This window comes from Pseudomonas sp. JR33AA (assembly GCF_021378985.1).
Lineage (GTDB): Bacteria > Pseudomonadota > Gammaproteobacteria > Pseudomonadales > Pseudomonadaceae > Aquipseudomonas > Aquipseudomonas alloputida.
Map to the genome: position 1 here is coordinate 1 of NZ_JAJSAW010000022.1, position 21,037 is coordinate 21,037.

A 21,037-nucleotide genomic window follows, 5' to 3' on the forward strand; every position below is an offset into this window, starting at 1 on the left:
GAAGCTGATATCCGGGGCCGCTTTGCGGCCCTTTCGCGACACAAGGCCGCCCCTACACAGTTGCGCGCCAGCCTATCCGGTCCATTCAGTGGAGGATCTGCGCCAGGAACGCCTTGGCCCGCTCGGTGCGCGGCTGGTTGAAGAACACCTGCGGCGGGCTGTCCTCGATGATCTGCCCTCCCTCAAGGAACAGCACCCGCTCGGCTACCTGCCGGGCAAAGCCCATTTCATGGGTGACGCACAGCATGGTCATGCCCGTGCCAGCCAACTGCACCAGCACGTCCAGCACCTCGGCGACCATTTCCGGGTCCAGTGCCGAAGTGGGCTCGTCGAACAGCATGATCCGCGGCTTCATGCACAGCGCCCGGGCGATTGCTACGCGCTGCTGCTGGCCGCCGGACAGCTGGCTGGGGTACTTGTGCGCCTGGCTTTCGATGCCGACCTTGCTCAGGTACATGCGTGCCCGCTCCTCGGCGTCCTTGCGTGACAGCCCGCGCACGCTGGTGGGGGCCAGCAGGCAGTTGTCGAGCACGCTCATGTGCGGGAACAGGTTGAAGTGCTGGAACACCATGCCGATGTCGCTGCGTACCTGTGCTGCCTCGCGCGTGGTGGCCGCCAGGTCGATGCCGTCCACCTGGATGCTGCCCTGCTGGGCGATTTCCAGGCGGTTGATGCAACGGATCAGGGTCGACTTGCCCGAGCCGGACGGCCCGCACAGCACGATGCGTTCGCCTTCGCGCACCTGCAGGTCGATGTCACGCAGCACGTGGAACGCGCCATAGTGCTTGTTCAGGCCTTCGATGCGAATCAGCACCGGACGCGGGTCGGGTTCGGGGGCAAGGGTGGCAAGGCTCAGTGGTGCGGTCATCTTGTTGTTCTCCCGCGTGGGTTCAGTCGAAACGGGTCGCGCTGTAAGGCGCAGGGTCGGTGAAGGGCGGCTCGCCAGTGAGCAGCTCGGCCAGCAGCCGGCCGCAGACCGGGCCCAGCGTGAGGCCGTGATGGGCATGGCCGAAGTTGAACCACAGCCCTGGGTGGCGCGGTGCCGGCCCGATCACCGGGCGCATGTCCGGCAGGCAGGGGCGGCGGCCCAGCCATGGCGTGTCGTCCAGGCGCTCGCCGAGGGCCGGGAACAGCTTGCGCGCCAAGGCTTCGCAGCGGCCCAGCTGGATCTGGTTGCCAGGCGCACTGGCTGCGTCGAACTCGATGCCGGTGGTCAGGCGCACACCGCGCGCCATTGGCGCCAGTACATAGCCGCCTTGGGTGTCGCAGATCGAGTGCTCCAGCTGAGCCCCGTCACGGGTGCTGTAGTGCATGTGGTAGCCCCGCTTGATTGCCAGCGGGATCTGGTAACCCAGGCCGCTGAACAGGTCGGCGGACTGAGGGCCAAGGCAGGCCACCACCTCGTCGGCAGTGATCGGGCCACGACGGCTCTCTACCCGCCATTGGCCATTGGCCTGGCGCAGGCTGCGCGCATCGCCATGCAAGAACTGCCCGCCGCGTTGCAGGAACAGCGCCGCATAGCCACGGGTGAGCGCGCCGGGGTTGTTCACGGTTTTCGGGTCGAGCCAGTGGATGCCACCGACAACGGTGGCGTCCAGCTGATGTTCACGTGCCTGCAGTTGCCCGCATTCAAGGATTTCGAATTGCAAGCCGTAGCGGCTCAGGCCCTTGGCATCGGTTTTTGCCTGCTCGAACAGTGCGGGGTCGCGGAACACTTCGATCCAGCCTTTGGCTTGCACCAGGCCTTCCAGGCCGGCAGCAGCGATCAGCGCATCATGCTCTTCGACGCAGCGCTGTACCAGCGGCAACATATCAGCGGCGGCGCCGGCCAGGCGCCCGGGTGCCGACTGGCGCCAGTAACGCCACAGCCACGGTGCGGCCTTGGGCAGGTGCGCCAGGCTGTAGCGCACGTCGGGCTGGCGGTTCAGGCCGTAGCGCAGCAGTGCGCCCAGTTGCCGCGGGAAGGCATAGGGGATGACACTGGAGCGCTCGATCAGCCCGGCGTTGCCGTGGCTGGTGCCGCTGCCCGGTTCGTCGCGGTCGATCAGAATTACCTGGCGCCCGCGTGCCTGCAGGTGCAGCGCGGTGCTGACGCCGACGATGCCGGCGCCGAGGACAAGGGTCTGGCAATGCATGAAACGTATCCTTCGGTCAGTTCAGGTGGCGCCCCAGGCGGGCTTCCAGGTGTTTCAACAGGCGCCGCACCAGTTCGACGATCACCAGGTAGAGCACGGCGGCCCACAGGTAGATCTGGAAGTCGAAACTGCGCGAGAAGGCCAGTTTGGTCACGCCCATCAGGTCGTAGATCGTCACCAGCGAGGCGATCGCGCTGGCCTTGATCATCAGGATCAGTTCGTTGCCCAACGGGCCAATGGCCACCAGCAGCGATTGCGGCAATATCACCTTGAAGAACGTGGTCGAGCGCTTCAGGTTCAGCGCCCGGGCCGCTTCATGCTGGCCAGGCGCAACCGCCATCAGGCTGCCGCGGAAGATCTCGGCCTGATAGGCGGCGGTGTTCAGGGTGAACGCCAGCAAGGTGCAGAACCACGCTTCGCGGAAGAACCACCACAGCCCGACGTCCTGCCAGAAGCCTTTGAGCGAGCCCAGGCCGTAATACAGCAGGAACAATTGCGCCAGCAGCGGCGAGCCGCGGAAGAAGTACACGTAGCCGGCAGCCATACGCTGCAGCACCAGGCTGCGAGACATGCGTGCAAGGGCCAGCAGAAGGCCGAGCACGGCGCCCAGGCTGAAGGAAATCGCCACCAGCTTGGCGGTTACCAGCAGGCCGTCGATGAAGCGCGGGCCGTAGCGCTCCAGCAGGTCGGGGTCGAGCACCATTGCCAGCAATTGATCGAAGCTCATGCACGTGCTCCTTGCAGGTGGCGGTTGCTACGCCGTTCGATGTAGGCGAACACGCGCCCGGACAATGCCGCGAACAGCAGGTAGCCCAGGCAGGCGACGCCGTAGAAGAACATCGGCTCCTTGGTGACGCTGACCGCCAGGTTGGTCTGGCGCATCAGGTCGACCAGCGAGATGGTCGACACCAGCGAGGTGTCCTTGAGCAGCGACAGCCAGTTGTTGGACAAGCCAGGCAGGGCGATGCGGGTCAGTTGTGGCAGCAAAACCTTGAAGAAGCCGGTGCGCTTGCTAAGACCAAGCGCCGAGCAGGCTTCCAGCTGGCCCTTGGGCAGGGTCTTGAAGGCGGCCAGCCAGATTTCGCTGGAAAACGCGGCGAACACCAGGCTGAAGGCGATCATCGCGGCGAGGAAGGTGTTGATGAGGAACTCACCTTGGTAGCCCATGGCGGCGAGGACCTTCTGCGCGGCGATCTGGCAGCCGTAATAGATGATCAGCAACGTCAGCAGCTCGGGCAGGCCGCGGAAGACGGTGGAAAAAGTGGTGGCCCAGGCCCGTGGCAGGCGTTTGCGTGAGCGCGCCGCCAGCGCGACCACCAGGCCTAGTGGCAGGCCGATGGGCAGGCAGGCCAAGGCCAGGGAAACGGTAACCAGGGCGCCGGCCAGCAACGCCTGGCCCCAGCCTCCGCTGGCGAAAGACAGCAAGGACAATTGATCGAGCATGACGAACCTCTTGGGCAGGTTATGCGGCCTTGTGGGAGCGCCCTTCGCGACGCAAGGCCGCTCCCACAGGGTGTTCGCACAACTTCCTGAAGATCAGTTGTAGATATCGAAAGCAAAGTACTTGCTGGCGATCTTCTGGTAGGTGCCGTTGGCCACGATCTGTTGCAGCGCGGTGTTCAGGCGCTGGCGCAGGGCTTCGTCGTCCTTGCGTACAGCGATCGCGGCATCGGCCTTGGTGTCGGCCACGTCGCCAAGGATCTTGCAGCAATCCCCGCCGTTCTTGTTCATCCACTCGTGCAGCGGGAATTTGTCGGCAATCACGCCGTCCAGGCGGCCGGCCGCCAGGTCTGCGTTGGCTTCGTCCATGGTCGGGTACAGTTTCACGTCGGCACCGGCCTTGCCGTACACGTCTTCGGCGTAGATGGCCTGGGTCGAGGAAGATTGCGCGCCGACGGTGTAGCCGACAAAGTCGGTCTGGGCGCTGTCGATCTTGCTGTCCTTGGCAACCGCAACGGTCAGGGGCGTGCGGTAGTAGTGGTCGGTGAAGGCGATCTTCTTGCGTCGCTCTTCGGTGTCGATCATCGACGCCACCACCGCGTCATACTTGCGCGCCATCAGGGCAGGGATGATGCCTTCCCAGTCCTGGGCCACCAGCGTGCATTCGACTTTCATCTGTTCGCACAGGGCATGGGTAATGTCGATATCGAAGCCATGCAGCTTGTTATCGGCGTCTACATAGTTGAAGGGCGGGTAGGCACCCTCGGTGGCGAACCGCAGGGTTTCAGCGCTGGCGGCACCCGCCAGCAGCAGGGCGCACGCACCCAGCAAGGCCATGGACTTGTTCATCTCGCACCTCATTGCACTCTTGCTATTGTTGTTTGCCCGTCGACCACGAGGTGTAGCCGACGAATTCGTTATGTAGAGCGGCAGTTGCTTCCAAGCGTTTTTCAACATCCGGTCCGAGCTTCTTGCAGACCTCGTTGACCATCAGATGCACCCACGACAGCATCGTCGAGGTGGATTCCCAGAACAGGTTGAACTCGGTGGGGATGCGGAACACTTCGTCGGCATTGGCATCCGCCCAGTCACAGAAGGTGTCGGTCACCAGGGTGACTGCAATGCCAGCCTCGCGCGCCCTCTGGCACAGCATCAGGGCATGGCGGGAATACCGGCGCGCCTCGAACACCACCAGGGCGCTGTCTTCGGCGCGGCCCAGCAGCACGTCGCCGAAGTGCCCGGCGCTGATGTCGACCAGTTGCACGCTATCGCGCAGGTATTGCAGCAGGTGGCTCATGCACATGGCGATGCCACGCTCGGTCTGGAAGCCGGCGATGAACACCCGCGGTTTGCTCGCCAGGCGTTGCGCCACGTTGTGCCAGGCCGGGCTCTGTCGGTATTCGTGTACGCGCACCAGAGCGGCGATTTCCAGCTCCAGGCTGCCGGCGTTGTCGCTGGCGTCTTGGTTCTGGCGGTAATCTTGCAGGCGATCACCCACCAGCCACGGGCCATCGCCCAGATCGTTCTGCAGGTCTTGCTTAAGTGCCTTGAGGTGGGCATAACCCAGTGAGCGGCAGTAGCGCCCGACACTGGATTCGCTGACGCCCAGCTTGGCGGCAATGCTGGCCGAGGTCTGGAACGGCAGTTCGTGCAGGTTGGCAAGCATGTAGGTGGCGATCTTGCGACCCGAGGCAGCGGCCCCTTCGAGGCTGTTTTCCAGGCGTTGCTTGATCAGTTGGCTCATGCTGCGGCTCCAGGGGTGAGGCTTGGGAAGAAAATGAATGTTTTCTGTCATCAAGTCAACATTTGACAGATTGCTGTCACATGAAGGAAAGTTTTTGTCGTTGCAACGCTGTAGCCATTCCAAAATCAACAAGGAGCTTCAGATGTCCGCACCTTCCACCAGCACCGTTGTGCGCGTGCCATTTATCGAGCTGCAGGGCCTGTTGCAGGCCATCTTCCAGCGCCATGGGTGCAGCGAGGCCGTGGCCCGGGTGCTGGCCCACAACTGCGCCAGCGCCCAGCGTGATGGCGCCCATAGCCATGGGGTGTTCCGCATGCCCGGTTATGTCTCGACCTTGGCCAGCGGCTGGGTCGATGGCCAGGCCACACCCCAGGTCAGCGACGTGGCCGCCGGCTATGTGCGTGTCGATGCTGCGGGCGGTTTTGCCCAGCCGGCACTGGCGGCGGCCCGTGAGCTGCTGGTGGCAAAGGCGCGCAACGCTGGCATTGCCGTGCTGGCGATCCACAACTCGCACCACTTCGCCGCGCTGTGGCCGGATGTGGAGCCATTCGCCGAAGAGGGCCTGGTCGCCCTCAGCGTGGTCAACAGCATGACCTGCGTGGTACCGCATGGTGCGCGCAAGCCGCTGTTCGGCACCAACCCCATCGCTTTTGCTGCGCCTTGCGCCGAGCATGACCCGATCGTTTTCGACATGGCCACCAGTGCCATGGCCCATGGCGATGTGCAAATTGCCGCACGTGCCGGCCAGCAATTGCCGGAGGGCATGGGGGTGGATGCCGATGGCCGGCCGACTACCGACCCAAAGGCGATTCTGGAAGGCGGCGCCTTACTGCCATTTGGCGGGCACAAGGGCTCGGCGTTGTCGATGATGGTCGAACTGCTGGCGGCGGCACTGACCGGCGGTCATTTCTCCTGGGAGTTCGATTGGTCCGGGCATCCGGGGGCGAAAACGCCATGGACCGGGCAGTTGATCATCGTTATCGACCCGGGCAAGGCCGAAGGCCAGCGGTTTGCCCAGCGCAGCCGCGAACTGGTGGAGCACATGCAGGCGGTGGGGCTGACGCGCATGCCGGGCGAGCGGCGCTATCGTGAGCGCGAGGTGGCCGAGGAGGAGGGGGTGGCGGTGACCGAGCAGGAGTTGCAAGGCCTGAAAGCACTGCTTGGATGACCCGGTCTCTTCGCGGGTAAACCCACAGGTGCCTGAGCTGTTCCCAGGCTGTGCGCTGAACCCGTAGGAGCGGGTTTACCCGCGAAGAATCCAGCACGAATTTCCAGCCATGCAATGTTGCATAGACAACCTTGCACAATAGTGGATGTTCCTGAGCCCACTCTGCGGGTATGCTCAGGGCTGACTTTCCGTACCGTCCTGATCCAAGGAGCTGCACGCTGTGTTCAAACATGTCGATGCCTATGCCGGCGACCCGATCCTCTCGTTGATGGAAACCTTCAAGGCCGACCCGCGCGCCGACAAGGTCAACCTGAGTATTGGCCTTTATTACGATGAGGCCGGCGTGGTGCCGCAACTGGCGGCGGTGGATGCGGTGGAAAAACGCATTGCCGGTCAGGACCACGAAGCCTCCCTGTACCTGCCGATGGAAGGCCTTGCCAGCTACCGCCAAGCCATCCAGGCGTTGCTGTTCGGTGCTGATCACCCGGCCGTGACCGGCGGCCGTGTGGCCACCGTCCAGACCGTGGGTGGCTCCGGCGCCCTGAAGGTCGGTGCCGACTTCCTCAAGCGCTACTTCCCGCAGTCCGAAGTCTGGGTCAGCAACCCGACCTGGGACAACCACCGCGCCATCTTCGAAGGTGCAGGCTTCAAGGTGCATACCTACCCGTACTTCGACCAGGTCACCCGTGGCGTGGACTTCGACGGCATGCTGGCCACCTTGCAGAGCCTGCCGGCCAACAGCGTGGTGCTGCTGCACCCGTGCTGCCACAACCCTACCGGTGCCGATCTGGAGCAGCACCAGTGGCAACAAGTGGTGGAAGTGGTCAAGGCGCGCCAGCTGATCCCGTTCCTCGACATCGCTTATCAAGGCTTCGCTGAAGGACTGGTAGAAGACGCCTACGCTATCCGCGAAATGGCCCGTGCCGGCGTGCCGTGCCTGGTCAGCAACTCCTTCTCGAAAATCTTCTCGCTGTATGGCGAGCGGGTGGGCGGCCTGTCGGTGGTGTGCGATGACGAGGCCACTGCCCAGAGCGTGCTTGGCCAGTTGAAGGCCACCGTGCGCCGTAACTACTCCAGCCCGCCCAACTTCGGCGCCCAGCTGGTTGCCGGCGTACTGAGCGATGCTGGCCTGAATGCCCAGTGGGCTGAAGAAGTCGAAGTGATGCGCAAGCGTATCCTCGACATGCGCCAGGCGCTGGTCGATGCCCTGGCCGTGCTGCTGCCGGGCCAGGACTTCCAGTTCTTCCTGCGCCAGCGCGGCATGTTCAGCTACACCGGCTTCAGCGTCGAGCAGGTACGCCGCCTGCGTGACGAGTTCGGTGTTTACCTGATCGACAGCGGCCGTGTGTGCATGTCCGGCCTGCGCCCGGCCAACCTGCAACGGGTTGCCGAAGCGTTCGCTGCCGTTCAGAAGTAACTCGTCAAGGGGCCATTTGCGGCCCCTCCGGTGGGGCGCGGTTGGACTTTGTGGGAGCGGCCTTGCGTCGCGAAAGGGGGGCGGAGCGCCCCCACGATTGCAGCTTTGCCGCTGAAATTGCTGGGGCCGCTTTGCGGCCCTTTCGAGACGCAAGGCCGCTCCCACTGGCGGCCCCCACATGCCGCCCAGGCCGCTACATTCCATCGAACGACACCAGCAATGCCTTCCACTTGTAAAGACAAGTGCAACCGCTCCTCGGAAAAGGGCTTCGCAAGTGCAACCTTTCCGTGCACAATCGCGCCCCTCTTTTCCGGTTGAGTTGGGCGAAACGTCTATTTCGCCATTCTCAGCCTGTTGCAGTCTTGCGAGTGGAGCTTCACCCGGAATGAATGAGCAGGCCCCAAGCGTTGAACAACGCTTTGCAGAATCGACCCCCGCCGCCCTCGGCACCTGGGCGCGTCACGACACCACCTGGATGCTGGGCCTGTTCGGCACAGCCATCGGCGCCGGGACACTGTTCCTGCCGATCAACGCCGGCCTTGGCGGCTTCTGGCCGCTGCTGATCCTGGCCGTGCTGGCCTTCCCAATGACCTATTTCGCCCATCGCGGGCTGACCCGTTTCGTCCTTTCCGGGCGCGATGGCGGCGACATCACCGAAGTGGTCAAGGAGCATTTCGGCAGCACCGCCGGTGCCTCGATCACCGTGCTGTACTTCTTCGCCATCTTCCCGATCCTGCTTATCTACAGCGTGGCGCTGACCAACACCGTGTCCAGCTTCATGGAACACCAGCTGCACATGCAGCCGCCGCCACGGGCAATCCTGTCATTCGTGCTGATCCTCGGCCTGCTGGCCATCGTGCGCTGCGGGGAGCAAGCCACGGTCAAGGTCATGAGCCTGCTGGTCTACCCGTTCATCGTTGCCCTGGCGTTGCTGGGCCTGTACCTGGTGCCGCACTGGACCGGTGGCATTCTCGACAGCGCCACAGAGGTGCCACCGGCCTCGGCCTTCCTGCACACCCTGTGGCTGGCCATTCCGGTGATGGTGTTCTCGTTCAACCATTCGCCGATCATCTCGGCCTTTGCCGTCGACCAGAAGCGCCGTTACGGCGAGCACGCCGATGAGCGCAGCGGCCAGATCCTGCGCCGTGCCCACCTGCTGATGGTGGTGATGGTGCTGTTCTTCGTGTTCAGCTGCGTGCTCACCCTGAGCAGCGCCCAGCTGGCCGAAGCCAAGGCGCAGAACCTGTCGATCCTGTCGTACCTGGCCAACCATTTCAGCAACCCGACCATCGCGTTCGCTGCACCGTTGATCGCCTTCGTGGCCATCGCCAAGTCGTTCCTCGGCCACTATATCGGTGCCAGCGAAGGCCTGAAGGGCATCATCGCCAAGACCGGTGCGCGTCCGGGTGCCAAGGCCCTGGACCGCGTGGTTGCGGCACTGATGCTGGTGGTGTGCTGGATCGTCGCCACCCTCAACCCGAGCATTCTCGGCATGATCGAGTCGCTCGGCGGCCCGATTCTCGCGGTGCTGTTGTTCCTGATGCCGATGTACGCTATTCGCCGTGTACCGTCCATGCGTAAATACAGCGGTGCGGCGTCCAACGTGTTTGTCGTTGTGGTCGGGCTGGTGGCGCTGACCTCGGTGGTGTACGGCCTTGTAAGCTGATTCACCCACTTCATTCAAGAATGCCCGGGTCGCTTGTCGCCACCCGGGCATTTTTTTGCCTGATCAAGGTTTCAGCAGCGTTGCATTTCATCGTTCTGGGTGCACGCAAGCAGCCACCACCCGCACAGGCTGGCTACCACGAACAGCACGCCCAAGCCTGCCGGTAGCTCGCTTTTCCAAACCTGCGACCACACTGCTCGCCAAACCGGCACCGGCGAACAGCAACGTCGTATTGAGCGAAGCTGCCGCACCTGCCTGACGCGGATAGCGCGCCAAAGCCTGGGTCGTTGCGGCGGGGCGTACCAGGGTTGTACCGGTCGTACAGACAATCATCGGCAGTAGAATCCCCAGCACAGATAAACCTGCCACCCATTCCCACATCAAAAGGGTGATGCCCGCAGTACTTATAAGCAGCAAACCTGCTTCTATTTGAGCTTGCGGGCTTACGCGACTGTTCAAGTAGGTCGCAGCCATGCCGCCGACGATGTATGCCAACCCATAGCCGATAAAGACCAGAGAGAATTGATAGGCCGTCAGCTCCAGCCTCCCCATTAGTAGCAAGGGCGCTGTGACGATAAAGGAAAAATGACAGGCAAAGGCGAGGCTGGACAGCATGGAATGCGCAAGAAAGGCCGTGTCGCGCAGCATCACCCGATAACCGGACAGGCTTGGCGCCCGGTCGCGCGACGCAGGTGTGTCATGGAGCAGCACACACGATGAAAGTGAAACGATTGCAGCGATGATCACGAATACCGTAAAGCTTGCCTTCCAGCCAAAGGACTGTTGAAGAAAGGCACCTGCCAGCGGTGACAGGGAGATGAACAACCCGCTCGCGCTTGTTAACAGGATGCGCATGGCATTGCGTTGTGTACCGCTGTAGAGGTCCTGCACAAGCGCCTGGCCTAGCACGAGGCTGCCGCAACCCAGGGCCTGCACCAAGCGAAAGGCTATGAACGTTTCATAATGAGTTGAAAATATGCAACCGAGCGCCCCTGCAATGGATACGCCCAACCCAGCGAGCAACAAACGCTTGCGCCCGATGCCATCCGACAGTGGGCCGATCACGATTTGCGCCATGGCCACACCAACAGCAAAAAAGCTCACTGAGTACGCAATCTGTTTTGTGTCGACCCGAAACTCATCTGAGAGCGCAGGGAATGATGGGAGGATTACGTCCAGAGGAAACACACCCAGCAGACATAACAAAATCAGCAACGTGGAGCACAGGTGGCGCCGAAGCGAACCAGCGGGGTGGTGCACGCTGCTAACCCCGAGCCGGGCTGGCCGGTGTTTCGGATCTCGTCTTGATGGCGTTCATATATGCATTCCCGTTATTGCCAAGCGTCTGATGGTAGCGCCGCCTTGAAGATGCACAAGCTGCCCTGGGTGACGAAAGTTCTGTTAGCGCTGTAGGTTTTTGCCGAGCGTTCATCGGCCGCTGTGGGGCAACTGGCCGTAACAGCGGGCATCGGCATTTTTTGTCCACAAAAATCATCCGGCAATGGAACAATTTCACCTGTCCCCATAGGCACCCGGCTGCCTTCATGCTTAACTCAGTGTCCTTTTCAAACCCCGTATAAGGATTTCGTCATGGCTCAAGTGACTCTCAAAGGCAACCCGGTCCAGGTCAACGGCAACCTGCCACAGGCCGGCGCCCAGGCTCCGGCTTTCTCCCTGGTAGGTGAAGGCCTGGCTGACAAGTCGCTGAAAGACTACGCCGGCAAGCGCAAGGTGCTGAATATCTTCCCAAGCGTCGATACCCCAACCTGCGCCACCTCGGTGCGCAAGTTCAACGCCCAGGCCAACGACGTTGCCAACACCGTGGTGCTGTGCATCTCGGCTGACCTGCCGTTCGCCCAGGCTCGTTTCTGCGGCGCCGAAGGGCTGGACAACGTCAAGAACCTGTCGACCCTGCGTGGCCGCGAGTTCCTCGAAAACTACGGCGTAGCCATCGCCGACGGCCCGCTGGCCGGCCTGGCCGCCCGCGCCGTGGTGGTATTGGACGAGAACGACAAGGTGCTGCACAGCGAACTGGTTGGCGAAATTGCTGACGAGCCGAACTACGACGCGGCGCTGGCTGTACTGAAGTAAGGGGGCGTGGGGCAGGGCGGGCGGCTGTAGCCTGTGCTGGCCTCTTCGCGGGTGAATCCGCTCCTACAACGTGCGGCACAGGTTTCAAGGCTGTGCCCCCCGTAGGAGCGGGTTTACCCGCGAAGAGGCCGGCAAAGCTAACGGAAACCTCAAGGCCCGCCACCGCTCCAAGCAACACCCTGTAACGGCCCGGAACACGTTCCGGGCCGTTTTCATTTAAAATTCCGCCGCTTGGCAACGTCAGGCAAAGGTAAACCTCTGGTAAAGGCCCTTTGCTAAAACGATGGCAGTGCTTATCGTTCACCCTCCCCAAGTCGTCATTCCGAACAAGGTTCGTTCAACCCATGCAAGCGTCCAATTCCCGTTCCCTTCGTCGCTGGCTCGTCGGCCTGCTGATCCTGCTGCTGGTGGCTGCACTGGCCTGGTGGCTGTGGCCCGCAGCGACGCCTGCGCATAAAGAAGCCAGTGGCGGGCGCGGTGGCAAGGGCATGGGCATGATCGGCGGGCGCCCAGGTTTTGGCGGCTCCAGTGACCCGGTGCCGGTACGCGTCGTGCCGGTGCGCACAGGCGACTTTCCCCTCTACTACAAAGCCTTGGGCACGGTCACTGCGACCAATACAGTCAATGTGCGCAGCCGCGTGGCTGGCGAACTTGTGAAAATCCACTTCAAGGAAGGCCAGCGCGTCAAGGCCGGCGACCTGCTGGCCGAAATCGACCCGCGCCCTTATCGCATCGCCCTGCAACAGGCCGAAGGCACCTTGGCGCAGAACCAGGCACAGTTGAAGAACGCTCAGGTCGACCTGGCCCGCTATAAAGGCCTGTACGCCGAAGACAGCATCGCCAAGCAGACCCTGGACACCGCCGAAGCCCAGGTGGCGCAGTTCCAGGGGCTGGTCAAGACCAATCAGGCACAGGTCAACGATGCCCGCCTGAACCTCGATTTCACCCAGATCCGTGCGCCGATCAGTGGCCGTGTGGGCCTGCGCCAGCTTGATCTGGGCAACCTGGTGGCCGCCAACGACACCACCGCGCTGGTGGTGATCACCCAGACCGAGCCGATCAACGTAGCCTTCACCCTGCCGGAAACCGAACTGAGCACTGTGCTGGAGCGCTACCGCAGTGGCGCCAGCCTGCCGGTCGAGGCCTGGGACCGCAGTGACAGCAAGCTGCAGTCCACCGGTGTGCTGGGCAGCATCGACAACCAGATCGACACCACCACCGGCACGCTTAAGTTCAAAGGCCGCTTCGAGAACAAGGACCTGGCCCTGTTCCCCAACCAGTTCGTCAACGTGCGCCTGCTGGCCGACACCCTCAAGCAGGTGGTCATGGCCCCGGCCGCGGCCATCCAGTTTGGCAACGACGGCACCTTCGCTTATGTGGTCAACGAGCAGAGTACCGTCAATGTCCGCAAGCTGAAGGTGGGCGCCAGCGATGGCGAGAACAGCGTCATTCTCGACGGTTTGAAGGCCGGCGACCGCCTGGTGCTGGAAGGCACCGACCGCCTGCGCGAAGGCACCAAGGTGGAAGTGGTCGAAGACAGCTCGCAAGTGCCGACCACCCCGGGCCAGCACCTGCAAGGGCAGGAAGCCAAGGGCGCGGCGCAAACAGGTGAAGCGCAACCCGGCAACGCAGCAGGCAAGGCGGGCGCATGAACCTCTCGCGCCTGTTCATCCTGCGCCCGGTTGCCACCACGCTGAGCATGCTGGCCATCGTGCTGGCCGGCCTGATCGCCTACAAGTTGCTGCCGGTTTCTGCCTTGCCGCAGGTGGATTACCCGACCATTCGCGTCATGACCCTGTACCCCGGCGCCAGCCCGCAGGTGATGACCAGCGCCGTCACCGCGCCGCTGGAACGCCAGTTCGGCCAGATGCCAGGCCTGGAGCAGATGGCCTCGACCAGTTCTGGCGGCGCGTCGGTGCTGACCTTGCGTTTCAACCTCGACATGAACATGGACGTTGCCGAGCAACAGGTGCAGGCCGCGATCAACGCCGCCAGCAACCTGTTGCCCAGCGACCTGCCGGCACCGCCGGTGTACAACAAGGTCAACCCGGCCGACACCCCGGTGCTGACCCTGGCCATCTCCAGCAAGACCATGCCGCTGCCCAAGCTCAACGACCTGGTCGATACCCGCGTGGCGCAAAAGCTTGCGCAAATCAGCGGCGTGGGCATGGTCAGCATTGCCGGTGGCCAGCGCCAGGCGGTACGCATCAAGGTCAACGTCGACGCCCTGGCGGCTAATGGCTTGAATCTGGATGACGTGCGCACGCTGATCGGTGCCTCCAACGTCAACCAGCCCAAAGGCAACTTCGACGGCCCGACCCGGGTGTCGATGCTCGATGCCAACGACCAGCTGCGCTCCCCCGAGGAATACGCCAACCTGATCCTGGCCTACAACAACGGTGCGCCGCTGCGCCTGAAAGATGTAGCCGAAATCGTCGACGGCGCCGAAAACGAGCGGCTGGCGGCCTGGGCGAACGAGAACCATGCTGTGCTGCTGAACATCCAGCGTCAGCCGGGCGCCAACGTGATCGAAGTGGTCGACCGCATCAAGGGCCTGCTGCCGTCGATCACCGACAACCTGCCGGCCGGCCTCGATGTATCGGTGCTGACCGACCGCACCCAGACCATTCGCGCCGCGGTCAAGGACGTGCAGCACGAACTGCTGATCGCCATCGTTCTGGTGGTGATGGTCACCTTCGTTTTCCTGCGCCGCTTCAGCGCCACCCTCATTCCGTCGATTGCCGTGCCGCTGTCGCTGATCGGGACGTTCGGGGTCATGTACCTGGCCGGGTTCTCGGTCAACAACCTGACACTCATGGCCCTGACCATCGCCACCGGCTTTGTGGTCGATGATGCCATCGTCATGCTGGAGAACATCTCCCGGCATATCGAAGAGGGCGAGACGCCCATGCAGGCGGCGCTCAAGGGCGCCCGACAGATTGGCTTCACCCTGATTTCGCTGACCTTCTCGCTGATTGCGGTCCTTATCCCGTTGCTATTCATGGCGGATGTGGTCGGTCGCCTGTTCCGCGAGTTCGCCATCACGCTGGCAGTGGCCATTCTGATTTCCCTGGTGGTGTCCCTGACCCTGACGCCGATGATGTGCGCGCGTCTGCTCAAGCGCGAACCCAAGGAAGAAGAACAAGGCCGCTTCTACCGCGCCAGTGGCGCCTGGATCGACTGGCTGATCAAGCACTACGGCAGTGCCCTGCAGTGGGTGCTCAAGCATCAGCCGCTGACCTTGCTGGTGGCGGTGGCCAGCCTGGTGCTCACGGTGTTTCTGTACATGGTCGTGCCCAAGGGCTTCTTCCCGGTGCAGGACACCGGGGTGATCCAGGGTATTTCCGAAGCGCCGCAGTCCACTTCGTTCGCCGCCATGAGCGAACGTCAGCAGGCCCTGAGCAAGGTCATCCTGCAAGACCCGGCCGTGCAAAGCCTGTCGTCCTACATTGGCGTAGACGGCGACAACGCCACGCTCAACAGCGGTCGCCTGCTGATCAACCTCAAACCCCACGGCGAGCGCGATGTCAGCGCCAGCGAAGTGATCAGCCGCCTGCAGCCGCAGGTCGACCGGCTGGTGGGCATCCGCCTGTTCATGCAGCCGGTGCAAGACCTCAGCATCGAGGACCGGGTCAGCCGCACCCAGTACCAGTTCAGCCTGTCGTCGCCGGACGCCGACCTGCTGGCGCAGTGGAGCGGCAAGCTGGTGCAGGCGCTGCAGCAGCGCCCGGAACTGGCCGATGTGGCCAGCGACCTGCAGGACAAGGGCTTGCAGGTGTACCTGGTAATCGACCGTGACATGGCCAGCCGCCTGGGGATCAGCGTGTCGCAGATCACCAATGCCCTGTACGACGCCTTCGGCCAGCGGCAGATCTCGACCATCTACACCCAGGCCAGCCAGTACCGTGTGGTGTTGCAGTCCAAGGACGCCGCAACGATCGGCCCGCAGGCGCTGGAGTCGATCCACGTCAAGGCCACTGATGGCGGGCAGGTGCGCCTTTCGGCGCTGGCGCGGATCGAGCAGCGTCAAGCCCAGCTGGCTATTTCCCACATCGGCCAGTTTCCGGCAGTGACCTTGTCGTTCAACCTGGCCCACGGCGCGTCGCTGGGCGAAGCCGTGCAGGTGATCGAGCAGGTGCAGAAGGACATCGGCATGCCGCTGGGTGTGCAAACCCGCTTCCAGGGTGCGGCCGAGGCCTTCCAGGCGTCGCTGTCGAGCACCTTGCTGCTGATTCTGGCGGCGGTGGTGACCATGTACATCGTGCTGGGGGTGCTGTACGAAAGCTACATCCACCCGGTCACCATCCTCTCGACCCTGCCGTCGGCGGCGGTCGGTGCCTTGCTGGCCTTGCTCATCAGCGGTAACGACCTGGGCATGATTGCCATCATCGGCATCATCCTGCTGATTGGTATCGTCAAGAAGAACGCAATCATGATGATCGACTTCGCCCTGGAGGCCGAGCGCCATCAGGGCATGAGCCCGCGCGATGCCATCTACCAGGCCGCGCTGCTGCGCTTCCGGCCGATCCTGATGACCACCCTGGCGGCGCTGTTCGGTGCGGTGCCGCTGATGCTTGCCACCGGTTCCGGCGCCGAGCTGCGCCAGCCACTGGGCCTGGTGATGGTCGGCGGGTTGCTGGTCAGCCAGGTGCTGACGCTGTTCACCACCCCGGTCATCTACCTGTACTTCGATCGCCTGGCCCGCCGCTGGCGCCCGGCCACCGACGTGAAGCAGGCCCAGGCATGAACCTGTCCGGGCCTTTCATTCGTCGCCCGGTGGCGACCATGCTGTTGAGCCTGGCGATCATGCTGCTGGGTGGGGTCAGCTTTGGCTTGCTGCCAGTGGCGCCACTGCCGCAAATGGACTTCCCGGTGATCGTGGTGTCGGCGAACCTGTCTGGTGCCAGCCCCGAGGTCATGGCTTCCACCGTAGCCACACCGCTGGAACGCAAGCTGGGCAGCATCGCCGGCGTCACCACGCTCACCAGCAGCTCCAACCAGGGTTCGACGCGGGTCATCATCGGCTTCGAGATGGGCCGTGACATTGATGGCGCAGCCCGTGAAGTGCAAGCGGCGATCAACGCTACCCGCAACCTGCTGCCCAGTGGCATGCGCAGCATGCCCACCTACAAGAAGATCAACCCGTCGCAGGCGCCCATCATGGTGCTGTCGCTGACCTCGGATGTGCTGCAGAAGGGCCAGCTGTATGACCTGGCCGACACCATCCTTTCACAGAGCCTGGCTCAGGTATCCGGGGTAGGGGAGGTGCAGATCGGCGGCAGTTCGCTGCCGGCCGTGCGTATTGCCGTCGAGCCGCAACTGCTCAACCAGTACAACCTGTCGCTTGACGAAGTGCGCACCGCAGTGTCCAACGCCAACCAGCGCCGGCCCATGGGCTTTGTCGAGGACGCCGAGCGCAACTGGCAGGTGCGGGCCAACGACCAGCTGGAAAGCGCCAAGGATTACGAGCCGGTGGTGATTCGCCAGCAGAACGGCACCATTCTGCGCCTGTCTGACGTGGCGACCGTCACCGACGGCGTTGAAAACCGTTACAACAGCGGCTTCTTCAACGACCAGGCCGCGGTGTTGCTGGTGGTCAACCGCCAGAGCGGCGCCAACATCATCGAAACGGTCGACCAGATCAAGGCGCAGCTACCGGCACTGCAGTCGTTGCTGCCAGCCAGCGTGCAACTGAACGTGGCCATGGACCGCTCGCCCGTGATCAAGGCCACCCTCAAGGAGGCCGAGCACACCCTGCTGATCGCCGTGGTGCTGGTGATCCTGGTGGTTTACCTGTTCCTTGGCAGCCTGCGCGCCTCGCTGATCCCCAGCCTGGCGGTGCCGGTATCGCTGGTGGGTACTTTTGCGGTCATGTACCTGTGCGGTTTCTCGCTCAACAACCTGTCGCTGATGGCGCTGATCCTTGCCACCGGGCTGGTGGTGGACGATGCCATCGTGGTGCTGGAAAACATCTCCAGGCACATCGAGAACGGTCAGCCACCGATGAAGGCGGCCTTCCTGGGCGCCAAGGAAGTGGGCTTCACCTTGCTGTCGATGAACGTGTCGCTGGTGGCGGTGTTCGTCTCCATCCTGTTCATGGGCGGCATCGTGCGCAACCTGTTCCAGGAGTTTTCCATCACCCTGGCGGCGGCGATCATCGTCTCGCTGGTGGTGTCGCTCACCCTGACACCGATGCTCTGCGCCCGCTGGCTCAAGCCGCACCAGGCCCAGCAGACACGCCTGCAGCGCTGGAGCGACAGGCTGCATCAGCGTATGGTTGATGCCTATGACCGCAGCCTGGGGTGGGCCCTGCGCCACAAGCGCCTGACCCTGCTCAGCCTGCTGGCCACCATCGGCATCAACATCGCCCTGTACGTGGTGGTGCCCAAGACGCTGATGCCCCAGCAGGATACCGGCCAGTTGATGGGCTTCATCCGGGGTGACGACGGTCTGTCATTCACGGTGATGCAGCCGAAGATGGAAATCTACCGCCGCGCCCTGCTGGCCGACCCGGCAGTACAGAGCGTTGCCGGTTTCATCGGTGGTAACAGCGGTACCAACAACGCCTTTGTGCTAGTGCGTCTGAAACCGATCAGCGAGCGCAAGATCGATGCGCAGAAAGTGATCGAGCGCCTGCGCAAGGAACTGCCCAAAGTGCCCGGCGGGCGCCTGTTCCTGATGGCCGACCAGGACCTGCAACTGGGTGGCGGCGGGCGTGACCAGACCTCTTCGCAGTACCTGTATACCCTGCAAAGCGGTGACCTGGCAGCGTTGCGCGAATGGTTCCCCAAGGTGGTCGCGGCGCTGCGTGCACTGCCTGAGCTGACCGCCATCGACGCCCGTGATGGCGCCGGTACCCAACAGGTGACGCTGGTGGTCGACCGTGACCAGGCCAAGCGCCTGGGCATCGACATGGACATGGTCACCGCAGTGCTGAACAACGCCTACAGCCAGCGGCAGATCTCCACCATCTACGACAGCCTCAACCAGTACCAGGTGGTGCTGGAGATCAACCCGAAATACGCCTGGGACCCGAGCACGCTGGAGCAGGTGCAGGTGATCACCGCCGACGGCGCACGGGTACCGCTGTCGACCATCGCCCACTACGAGAACAGCCTGGCCAACGACCGGGTCAGCCACGAAGGCCAGTTCGCCTCGGAGGACATCGCCTTCGACGTCGCCGAGGGCTACAGCCCCGACCAGGCCATGGCGGCACTGGAGCGCACGGTGGCCAGGCTCGGCCTGCCCGAGGAGGTGATTGCCAAGCTTGGTGGCTCTGCCGATGCCTTTGCCAAGACCCAGCAGGGCCAGCCATTGATGATCCTTGGCGCACTGCTGCTGGTGTACCTGGTGCTGGGCATTCTGTATGAAAGCTACATTCACCCGCTGACCATTCTCTCCACTCTGCCTTCGGCGGGCGTCGGTGCCTTGCTGGCGCTGTACGTCACCGGTGGCGAGTTCAGCCTGATCTCGCTGCTGGGGCTGTTCCTGTTGATTGGGGTGGTGAAAAAAAATGCCATCCTGATGATCGACCTGGCCTTGCAGCTGGAGCGCCATCAGGGCTTTTCGCCTGAAGAGTCGATCCGCCGGGCCTGCCTGCTGCGCCTGCGGCCAATCCTGATGACCACCCTGGCGGCGATCCTTGGCGCATTGCCGTTGCTGCTGAGCCACGCAGAAGGCGCAGAAATGCGTCAGCCATTGGGCCTGACCATCATCGGTGGCCTGGTGTTCAGCCAGATCCTCACCCTTTATACGACGCCGGTGGTTTACCTGTACCTGGACCGCCTGCGCCACCGTTTCAACCGTTGGCGTGGCGTGCGCACCGACGCCGCCCTGGAAACCCCGCTATGACTTTTGCCCAGACCCCACTTCACCGTGCCCTGCAAGCACTGACCCGTGGCCGTGGCTCGCGCCTGCTTGGCGCCGGGTTGTGCGTGGCCTTGCTCAGTGCCTGTACCCTAAGCCCGGACTACCACCGCCCCGAGCTGAACAGCACGGCGACGCAGTTCAAGCACGCCGAAGGTTGGACACAGGCCACGCCGTCCGACGCCATCGCCCGTGGCGCCTGGTGGGAAATCTACGGTGATGCCGAGCTCAACGCGCTGGTCGAAGCGCTCAACCGCAGCAACCAGACCGTGGCGCAAGCAGAAGCCCAGTACCGTCAGGCCCAGGCGCTGGTGCGCAGCAGCCGGGCGGCGCTGTTCCCCAGCCTGGACTTGAGCGCCAGCAAGAACCGCTCGGCGCAGGGCACCGGCAGCTCCAGTTCCAGCCTGTCCAATAACAGCAGCGGCATCCGCAACACCTACAACGCGCAGTTGGGCGTGAGCTGGGAGATCGACCTGTGGGGCAAGCTGCGCGAAACCCTGAATGCCAACGAGGCAAGTGCCGAAGCGAGTTTCGCCGACCTTGCTTCGATCCGCTTGAGCCAACAGTCGGAGCTGGTGCAGAACTACCTGCAATTGCGGGTTATCGATGAGCAGAAGCGTTTGCTGGAAGCCACCGTGGCGGCTTATGAACGCTCGCTGCGAATGAACGAAAACCAGTACCGCGCCGGTGTCGCCGGGCCGGATGCCGTGGCCCAGGCCCGCACTCAGCTCAAAAGCACCCAGGCTGACCTGATCGACCTGATCTGGCAGCGTGCGCAGTTCGAAAATGCCATCGCCGTGCTGCTGGGCAAGACGCCTGCCGACTTCGCCCTGGCCGACAGCAAGGCCATTCCAGCGTTGCCGCAAATACCGGTTTCGCTGCCTTCGCAACTGCTGGAGCGGCGCCCGGACATCGCAGCAGCCGAACGCAACGTGATGGCGGCCAACGCCAACATCGGGGTATCGCGGGCAGCCTACTTCCCGGACCTCAGCCTGAGCATGAGTGGCGGTTATTCCAGCAGCAGCTTCAGCAACTGGATCGAGTTGCCCAACCGCTACTGGTCGGTAGGCCCGCAGTTGGCGCTGACCCTGTTCGACGCCGGCAAACGCAGCGCCGAGGTCGACCGCACGGTCGCCGTGTATGACCAGACCGTGGCGCAGTATCGCCAGACCGTGCTGGACGGCTTCAAGGAAGTGGAAAACCTGCTGGTTCAATTGAAGGTGTATGGCGATGAAGCCGTGGTGCGCCAGGAAGCGCTTGATGCCGCCCGTGAGTCGTTGCGCCTGACCGAGAACCAGTACCGCGCCGGGCTGATCGGCTATCTGGATGTGGTCAACGTGCAAACCACGGCGCTGAGCAACGAGCGCAGTGTGCTGAACCTGCTGCAAGGGCGCCTGGTGGCCAGTGTGCAACTGGTGGCTGCGTTGGGTGGCGGCTGGGATGCAGAGCAGGCGTTTGCCGAGCAGGATTGACCGCGCGTAGAGGCACGGCGCCATGCTTATTGGATCCA

General features: G+C 63.2%; 14 protein-coding genes and 1 pseudogene. 8 read left to right on the forward strand and 7 right to left on the reverse strand.

Going from position 1 to position 21,037, the window contains the following annotated elements:
- Nucleotides 1-85: 85 nt before the first annotated feature.
- The 6 genes from LVS58_RS22990 to LVS58_RS23015 all read right to left on the reverse strand — a co-directional run bounded on the left by LVS58_RS22990 (nt 86) and on the right by LVS58_RS23015 (nt 5,319).
- Nucleotides 86-868, reverse strand: a complete 783-nt coding sequence (locus LVS58_RS22990; RefSeq protein WP_014860256.1) for an amino acid ABC transporter ATP-binding protein — start codon at nt 866-868, stop codon at nt 86-88.
- A gap of 22 nt (nt 869-890) precedes the next feature.
- Nucleotides 891-2,135: an NAD(P)/FAD-dependent oxidoreductase gene (locus tag LVS58_RS22995; RefSeq protein WP_233692961.1), complete on the reverse strand. Its 1,245-nt coding sequence runs from the start codon at nt 2,133-2,135 to the stop codon at nt 891-893.
- Between the two features lie 16 nt (nt 2,136-2,151).
- Nucleotides 2,152-2,862, reverse strand: a complete 711-nt coding sequence (locus LVS58_RS23000) for an ABC transporter permease (protein WP_233692962.1) — start codon at nt 2,860-2,862, stop codon at nt 2,152-2,154.
- Nucleotides 2,859-3,578, reverse strand: a complete 720-nt coding sequence (locus LVS58_RS23005; protein WP_233692963.1) for an ABC transporter permease — start codon at nt 3,576-3,578, stop codon at nt 2,859-2,861. The genes LVS58_RS23000 and LVS58_RS23005 overlap by 4 nt, the downstream gene beginning before the upstream one ends.
- A gap of 93 nt (nt 3,579-3,671) precedes the next feature.
- Entirely contained in the window at nt 3,672-4,424 is a 753-nt protein-coding gene (locus tag LVS58_RS23010; protein WP_233692964.1) for a transporter substrate-binding domain-containing protein, read from the reverse strand.
- Nucleotides 4,425-4,446: 22 nt separating this feature from the next.
- On the reverse strand, nt 4,447-5,319 hold the full coding sequence (locus tag LVS58_RS23015) for a MurR/RpiR family transcriptional regulator (protein ID WP_233692965.1): 873 nt from the start codon (nt 5,317-5,319) through the stop codon (nt 4,447-4,449).
- Nucleotides 5,320-5,461: 142 nt separating this feature from the next.
- Between LVS58_RS23015 and LVS58_RS23020 the strand changes: the two genes are divergently transcribed.
- The 3 genes from LVS58_RS23020 (at nt 5,462) to LVS58_RS23030 (ending at nt 9,570) form a co-directional block, all read left to right on the forward strand.
- Entirely contained in the window at nt 5,462-6,487 is a 1,026-nt protein-coding gene (locus LVS58_RS23020; protein WP_233692966.1) for an Ldh family oxidoreductase, read from the forward strand.
- A gap of 220 nt (nt 6,488-6,707) precedes the next feature.
- A complete protein-coding gene (locus LVS58_RS23025) occupies nt 6,708-7,904 on the forward strand; it encodes an amino acid aminotransferase (protein WP_233692967.1) in 1,197 nt (398 codons plus the stop codon).
- 385 nt (nt 7,905-8,289) lie between these two features.
- Nucleotides 8,290-9,570 carry a serine/threonine transporter gene (locus tag LVS58_RS23030; protein WP_233692968.1) on the forward strand — a complete coding sequence of 427 codons (1,281 nt, stop codon included), beginning with the start codon at nt 8,290-8,292 and terminating at the stop codon, nt 9,568-9,570.
- A 71-nt stretch (nt 9,571-9,641) separates the two neighbouring features.
- Here the strand turns inward: LVS58_RS23030 and LVS58_RS23035 are convergent.
- Nucleotides 9,642-10,830 (reverse strand): annotated as a pseudogene (locus LVS58_RS23035) (MFS transporter).
- A gap of 330 nt (nt 10,831-11,160) precedes the next feature.
- Between LVS58_RS23035 and tpx the strand changes: the two are divergent.
- The 5 genes from tpx (at nt 11,161) to LVS58_RS23060 (ending at nt 20,999) form a co-directional block, all read left to right on the forward strand.
- Nucleotides 11,161-11,661, forward strand: a complete 501-nt coding sequence (gene tpx / locus LVS58_RS23040) for a thiol peroxidase (RefSeq protein WP_012052082.1) — start codon at nt 11,161-11,163, stop codon at nt 11,659-11,661.
- Between the two features lie 344 nt (nt 11,662-12,005).
- Nucleotides 12,006-13,313 (forward strand): MdtA/MuxA family multidrug efflux RND transporter periplasmic adaptor subunit, encoded by a 1,308-nt coding sequence (locus tag LVS58_RS23045; protein ID WP_233692970.1) that lies wholly within the window; start codon nt 12,006-12,008, stop codon nt 13,311-13,313.
- On the forward strand, nt 13,310-16,408 hold the full coding sequence (locus tag LVS58_RS23050; RefSeq protein WP_233692971.1) for an MdtB/MuxB family multidrug efflux RND transporter permease subunit: 3,099 nt from the start codon (nt 13,310-13,312) through the stop codon (nt 16,406-16,408). The genes LVS58_RS23045 and LVS58_RS23050 overlap by 4 nt, the downstream gene beginning before the upstream one ends.
- The gene (locus tag LVS58_RS23055) at nt 16,405-19,512 is read left to right on the forward strand and encodes an efflux RND transporter permease subunit (RefSeq protein ID WP_233692972.1); all 3,108 of its coding nucleotides are present in this window, start codon (nt 16,405-16,407) and stop codon (nt 19,510-19,512) included. Before LVS58_RS23050 ends, LVS58_RS23055 begins: the two co-directional genes overlap by 4 nt.
- Nucleotides 19,509-20,999 carry an efflux transporter outer membrane subunit gene (locus tag LVS58_RS23060; protein WP_233692973.1) on the forward strand — a complete coding sequence of 497 codons (1,491 nt, stop codon included), beginning with the start codon at nt 19,509-19,511 and terminating at the stop codon, nt 20,997-20,999. Before LVS58_RS23055 ends, LVS58_RS23060 begins: the two co-directional genes overlap by 4 nt.
- The last annotated feature ends 38 nt before the right edge of the window (nt 21,000-21,037 follow it).

Bases quoted from the DNA above. Each gene is read 5' to 3' on its own strand.
- LVS58_RS23045 (WP_233692970.1), top strand. From the start codon at position 12,006: ATGCAAGCGTCCAATTCCCGTTCCCTTCGTCGCTGGCTCGTCGGCCTG.
- LVS58_RS22990 (WP_014860256.1), bottom strand. From the start codon at position 868: ATGACCGCACCACTGAGCCTTGCCACCCTTGCCCCCGAACCCGACCCG.
- LVS58_RS23015 (WP_233692965.1), bottom strand. From the start codon at position 5,319: ATGAGCCAACTGATCAAGCAACGCCTGGAAAACAGCCTCGAAGGGGCC.
- LVS58_RS23055 (WP_233692972.1), top strand. From the start codon at position 16,405: ATGAACCTGTCCGGGCCTTTCATTCGTCGCCCGGTGGCGACCATGCTG.
- LVS58_RS23050 (WP_233692971.1), top strand. From the start codon at position 13,310: ATGAACCTCTCGCGCCTGTTCATCCTGCGCCCGGTTGCCACCACGCTG.
- tpx (WP_012052082.1), top strand. From the start codon at position 11,161: ATGGCTCAAGTGACTCTCAAAGGCAACCCGGTCCAGGTCAACGGCAAC.
- LVS58_RS23060 (WP_233692973.1), top strand. From the start codon at position 19,509: ATGACTTTTGCCCAGACCCCACTTCACCGTGCCCTGCAAGCACTGACC.
- LVS58_RS23005 (WP_233692963.1), bottom strand. From the start codon at position 3,578: ATGCTCGATCAATTGTCCTTGCTGTCTTTCGCCAGCGGAGGCTGGGGC.
- LVS58_RS23020 (WP_233692966.1), top strand. From the start codon at position 5,462: ATGTCCGCACCTTCCACCAGCACCGTTGTGCGCGTGCCATTTATCGAG.
- LVS58_RS23030 (WP_233692968.1), top strand. From the start codon at position 8,290: ATGAATGAGCAGGCCCCAAGCGTTGAACAACGCTTTGCAGAATCGACC.
- LVS58_RS22995 (WP_233692961.1), bottom strand. From the start codon at position 2,135: ATGCATTGCCAGACCCTTGTCCTCGGCGCCGGCATCGTCGGCGTCAGC.
- LVS58_RS23010 (WP_233692964.1), bottom strand. From the start codon at position 4,424: ATGAACAAGTCCATGGCCTTGCTGGGTGCGTGCGCCCTGCTGCTGGCG.
- LVS58_RS23000 (WP_233692962.1), bottom strand. From the start codon at position 2,862: ATGAGCTTCGATCAATTGCTGGCAATGGTGCTCGACCCCGACCTGCTG.